This is a genomic window from Clostridioides sp. ZZV15-6598, assembly GCF_020657705.1.
In the GTDB taxonomy this organism is placed as follows: domain Bacteria; phylum Bacillota; class Clostridia; order Peptostreptococcales; family Peptostreptococcaceae; genus Clostridioides; species Clostridioides difficile_F.
Window position 1 is genome coordinate 1 of record NZ_JAGWCS010000278.1, and the last position, 1,186, is coordinate 1,186.

1 protein-coding gene is annotated in these 1,186 nt (G+C 28.9%); it reads left to right on the forward strand.

The annotated features are described in order from the left end of the window. Positions 1–297: 297 nt before the first annotated feature. Positions 298–1,125, forward strand: coding sequence for an AIM24 family protein (locus tag KGF50_RS21520; RefSeq protein WP_227849951.1), 828 nt, complete (start codon positions 298–300; stop codon positions 1,123–1,125). The last annotated feature ends 61 nt before the right edge of the window (positions 1,126–1,186 follow it).

Below are 1,186 nucleotides of genomic sequence, written 5' to 3' on the forward strand. Positions count from 1 at the left end.
TCTAACTTCTAACTTCTAACTTCTAACTTCTAACTTCTAACTTCTAACTTCTAACTTCTAACTTCTAACTTCTAACTAATTTTAACACTCCCATAAAATATAATACCCACAAATTATAAATACTACTCAAAATACATACTCAAATAATATACTTCAATTATAAATATTCTTAAAATTTCTTAATATCTATGTAAAACTTTGATGATAAAGTAGCCAATTTTCCAAAAAAAATGTAATATAGAGTTATATCTTATAATATTTTAGAGATAAATTTTAATATAGTAGGGAGAAATTTGTATGGATTTAAGCAAAAAAGTAAAAATTTTAGAGAATACATCAGATGGTAGAAGTGAATTTGAGATATTAGAATTTGAAAAACTTGAAGGAGCTTCTAGCCCAATGATGGCAATGGGATTATATTTTGCTAGAGAAGCTGGTTTGAAGGCTAGACAAATTAAGATAAAATTAAATAACTCATCAATAAAAACAGAAGCTGGTGCGTTGTACTATTATAAAGGAAAGATATCTTCTGAAACTAAAATTGGCGGCGTTGGAGGTCTTTTCAAAAAAGGAATATCAGGGGCACTTACTAATGAGTCAATGATGAAACCTACATATAAGGGTACTGGCGAAGTTTACTTAGAACCTTCTTTTAGACATTATTTATTTATGAGCCTTGATAATGATTCTATAATCGTCGATAAAGGTCTATTTTATTGTTGCTCTGATACTATAGAAGTAAAGGCCTTTACTCAAAAGAACTTCTCTTCTGCTTTACTTGGTGGCGAAGGTTTCTTCCAAATAGAGTTAAGTGGTACTGGTGTAGTTGTTCTAGAATGTGTTGTACCTCAAAGTGAAATTGTAGAATACGAATTGAGCAATGGAGAAGAATTAAAAGTAGATGGTAACTTTGCAATAGCAAGAACATCTGGAGTTAATTTTTCTGTTACAAAATCAGATAAATCTTTAATTGGTTCTGCTTTAAATGGTGAAGGTTTCTTAAATACATTTACTGGGAATGGTACAGTTTGGTTAGCTCCTACTCAAGTAATGTACGAAAAACTAAGTTTTGGAACAATGCCTACTAATGATAATATGAATAATAAGGTTTCTAGGCAAAAATAGAAATTTTATGAAAATTTTATAAAACTATTCATGTAAAGTCAATATAAAATATACTTTTGAC

Coding starts and splice junctions, on each gene's coding strand:
- KGF50_RS21520 (WP_227849951.1), top strand. CDS start 298: ATGGATTTAAGCAAAAAAGTAAAAATTTTAGAGAATACATCAGATGGT.